The sequence below is a fragment of the Mesorhizobium sp. P3_A9 genome (assembly GCF_056402975.1).
In genome coordinates this window covers 1-3,977 of record NZ_JBFUGJ010000449.1, presented here as the reverse complement: position 1 = coordinate 3,977, position 3,977 = coordinate 1, and the positions used below count along the sequence as shown (strand labels likewise).

The window sequence follows — 3,977 nt, the reverse complement described above, 5'->3', positions numbered from 1 at the left end:
GGTTCGGCAGCGGCTCGGTGTCCTTGGCTTCGACCTGGAACAGCGGCGCCGTGCGTGTCAGGCACTCGGAGAGGCCGATATCGATGCCGCCCCAGCCTTGCGTCTGGCCGGCGCCATAATTCCAGCCTTCCGGCCGCCCGCCAATGACATGGCGCATCGTATCACCATAGACGCCGATGCCATCAGGCATGTTGGCCGTCTTGAAGACCAGCGGCTCCTTCGGCAGCCTGTCCTTCACCGGCGGCAGCTTGCCGGTCTTGACGTATTTCTCGGTCACCCAGTCCGGCTCGTGATATTCCGGCAGCGCCTTGAACTCCAGGATGGAGTCGCGCGCCACGTACWTGATCTTGCCTTCGGCCGGAAATGTCGCCGGCGTCGGCGGGACCGTCGGTTCGGAAGCGAAAGCGTTGAGTGCCGGAACGGAGACGCTCAGCGCCAGTCCGGCGGCAATGCCAATGCTGCGTAGGTTCCTCATTAACTCCTCCCTCGTGTTCAGATGTTTGCTGCTCGTCTTCTGCCTGGACGCCTGCTGCGGTGGACCTGCCTCCCGTGGATCCGCCGCCGCGCCCGGGTTTCAGCCGGTTTGCTTCAGCGCGGCCTTTTCGGCGCGCAATTCCTCGATCGAGCGCACATTTCGCCGCGCCGCACCGGCCCATTCGCGGGTCTTGACCMCGGATTTCGACAGCCGCTCCTTGGCMGCCGGAACSGCATGSGCGTATTGCGGCAGCCAGGCGGCCTGGGCGACGACCATYTCGTCGACCATCTGCCAGACTTCCTCCGGCGTCGACACCGCACCGACCAGCGGGTCGTGCAGCACGGCAAGCTTCAAGAGATCGATGTCGCCTGATATCGCGGCATGGACCGACATGCGCTGGACATTGATCGAGGCGATGCAGGTGGCCGCACAGGCTTCCGGCAGCGTGATGCCGGCGGCCATGTTGATGCCGAAACGGTCGACGAAGCCGGGCGACTCGATGATGGCGTCCTGCGGCAAATTGGTGATCACGCCGTCATTCCTGACGTTGAAATGGCCGCGATAGACGCGGTTGGTCTCCAGCGCCTCCAATATGTGGCTGGCATGCTCGTTGGAGCGTTTTGTGGGATCGATCGGCTTCGACGCCGCTTCGAGGAATTGCGGATACTCGGTCTCGAACCAGTTGCGGGTTTCGGTGGAGTGGCGGAGATAGCCGCCGGTCTCGCCATGAATCCAGTCCGACATGTCGATCCAGCGGGTGATCTCATCGGGCCGCTTGCGGTACCAGGGCAGATATTCCGACAGATGGCCGTTGCTTTCGGTCGAATAGACGCCGAAGCGCTTCAAGACATCGATGCGCAGCTTCTCCTGCTGCGAATAGACCGGATGCGCCTCGAAGGCGGCAATCAGCTCGTCCTTGCTGATCTTGCGGCCGTTCAGCCGCAGATCGATGAACCAGGTCTGGTGATTGATGCCGGAGCAGACATAGTCGAGCTCGTGCCTGGACTTCGCGCCCAGCACCTCGGCGATCTGCTCGGCGCCGTGCTGGACGCCGTGGCAGAGGCCGACCGTGTCGACCTTGCCATACTCGATCGCTGCCCAGGTGTTCATCGCCATCGGATTGGCATAGTTGAGGAACTTGGCGCCGGTCGCGGCGACCTCGCGGATATCCTTGCAGAAATCGAGGATGATCGGGATGTTGCGCTGGCCATAGAGGATGCCGCCGGCGCAGATCGTGTCGCCGACACACTGGTCGATGCCGTATTTCAGGGGAATGCGGATGTCGTCGGCATAGGCCTCGAGACCGCCGACCCGGACACAGCTGATGACATAGCGCGCGCCTTCGAGCGCCTTGCGGCGATCGGTCGTCGCCGTCACTTTTGTCGGCAATCCGTTCGCCTCGACGATCCTGTCAAGGATCGCCTTGATCATTCCGAGATTGTGCTCGCTGAGGTCGGTCAGCGCGAATTCGATATCCTTGAATTCGGGCACGCACAGTATGTCGGTGAATAGTTTCTTGGTGAATCCGACGCTGCCCGCGCCGATGATAGCGATTTTGAAACTCATCAGCCGCACCTCATCTTGTTCGAATGATAGGCCGGGAATGACAGGGGCGGGCTGCAGCCACATGCCATGACATGTGTGCGCGACAAGCCGGATTCCGGCCTGCCAACCTCCCTGTCCACTCCTCGCCTGCGGATCTCTCTCGCTTTTCCGGGGCGATTATGCCCTTATTCACGAGCGCGACCAGAGAAGGATTGTGCTTTCAAGGGTAATTTTGTGCTGCGGGATTTGATCGCCAACGGACAGTCGATGCGCACGATCTCGCTGCCACGCGGGCGCCAGCGCCTGCATGCCATGCCGACCAGCACCGGCTATGAGGTGCGCGAGGACGAGACCTACGACTGGGACGGGCGAAAACGTGGCCAGACGCCATTCACCGTGCTCCAGCACACGATCAGCGGAACCGGCCGGCTGCGCTACGAGAACCGCAACTACCGCCTGCAAGAGAACGACACGCTGCTGGTGCTGGTGCCGCACAACCACCGCTACTGGCTGGGTAGCGACGAGCGCTGGGAATATTTCTGGATTTCGATGAATGGCGAGGAGGCGCTGCGCATCCACAAATCGATCCTCAGCGTCTCCGGTCCGGTGTTCCGGCTGAAGCCGACAACGATCGATCACCTTGCCGATTGCAGCCTGCGTCTGGTCAAGGGGGCGGCGTCGCCGGGTGCCGCTTCCGCTATCGCCTACGAGGCGGCGATGGCGCTCTATGACGATGTCTTCGGCTCGCATGCCTTTGCCGAGAAACAGAGCGCCATGCAGCCGGTCATCGACCATATCAACGCCAATCTCGACAAGCCGCTGCCGGTGGCGGATCTCGTCCAGATCAGCGGGCTCAGCCGCGCCCATTTCTCGCGCTGCTTCGCCGAGAGCGAAGGCCTGCCGCCGGCCGAATTTGTGCTGCAGCAGCGCCTGCAACGGGCGGCGAAGCTGTTGACCAAGGCGGACTTCCTGCCGGTGAAGGAAGTCGCCATCCTATGCGGCTTCGAGGATGCGAACTATTTTTCGAAGGTCTTCCGCCGCCTCTACGGCACCACGCCCAGCCAATTCCGCACCACCGGCATGTATGCCAATCTGCGGACCCCGGCCAGGCGCGGCGTCAGGATGTCTGACGACGAGACCTGACGCCGCTTTGAGGCCTGTTTTATCAGGCCGCGTGCAGGCTGCCGCCGTCCAGCCATTCGAGATCGGCCGGGGAAAGCGCGATGTCCAGCGCCCGCAGGCTGTCTTCCAGTTCGCCCAACGTACGCGGCCCGATCAGTGGAACCGACGGGAAAGGCTGCTTGAGCACATAGGCCAGTGCAATATGGATCGGGCTCTTGCGCAGTCTGGCGGCGAGCTCGATGGCGCGGTCGCGGCGGCCGAAATTGCGCTCCGAATACCAGACCCGTACCAGTTCCTCGCTGTCGCGCCGGTCGCGCCCCGCGCGGTCGGTGAAGAAGCCGCGGCCCTGGCTCGACCAGGCGAAGTTCGGCATCTGCCTGGATGTCAGCCAGGCTTTCCAGTCATCGGTAGAGGAGGTGACGCAACCCGCCCAGATCGGCTCCAGCATTTCGGCCAGCGAAAAATTGTTGGAGAGGGCGCCGGGCTTCTGCTTGCCGGTGCGCTGCGCATAGGCAATCGCCTCRTCCATGCGCTSCATCGTCCAGTTCGAGCCACCGAACGGGCCACGGATGCGACCGGCCTTCACCTCACGGTCCATGGCATCGACGAATTCGCCGACCGGCACGTCCGGATTGTCCCTGTGCATGAAATAGATATCGACATGGTCGGTCTGCAGCCGATCGAGCGACTGGGCAAGCTGCTTGCCGATCACGTCGGGATAGCAGAGCGGCGAATGCGCGCCCTTGGCAATGATCACCGACTGCTCGCGCACGCCGCGGTTTTTCAGCCATTCGCCAAGCAGCTTTTCGGTGTAACCGGCGCCATAGACAAAACC

3 protein-coding genes and 1 pseudogene are annotated in these 3,977 nt (G+C 62.5%); 1 reads left to right on the top strand and 3 read right to left on the bottom strand.

Annotated features, from left to right (window positions below):
• Together AC1DX0_RS32245 and melA are read right to left on the bottom strand one after the other, a co-directional pair.
• Nucleotides 1–475, bottom strand: a pseudogene (locus AC1DX0_RS32245) (ABC transporter substrate-binding protein); the annotation flags it as partial.
• Nucleotides 476–574: 99 nt separating this feature from the next.
• Entirely contained in the window at nt 575–2,041 is a 1,467-nt protein-coding gene (melA, locus tag AC1DX0_RS32240) for an alpha-galactosidase (RefSeq protein ID WP_477358445.1), read from the bottom strand.
• A gap of 66 nt (nt 2,042–2,107) precedes the next feature.
• On the opposite strand from melA, the gene AC1DX0_RS32235 reads away from it, so the two are divergent.
• Nucleotides 2,108–3,163, top strand: coding sequence for a helix-turn-helix domain-containing protein (locus AC1DX0_RS32235; RefSeq protein ID WP_477224218.1), 1,056 nt, complete (start codon nt 2,108–2,110; stop codon nt 3,161–3,163).
• Nucleotides 3,164–3,185: 22 nt separating this feature from the next.
• Here the strand turns inward: AC1DX0_RS32235 and AC1DX0_RS32230 are convergent.
• A partial coding sequence (locus AC1DX0_RS32230; RefSeq protein ID WP_477358443.1) for an aldo/keto reductase occupies nt 3,186–3,977 on the bottom strand: 792 nt, incomplete at its 5' end.

Coding starts and splice junctions, on each gene's coding strand:
- AC1DX0_RS32235 (WP_477224218.1), top strand. CDS start 2,108: ATGACATGTGTGCGCGACAAGCCGGATTCCGGCCTGCCAACCTCCCTG.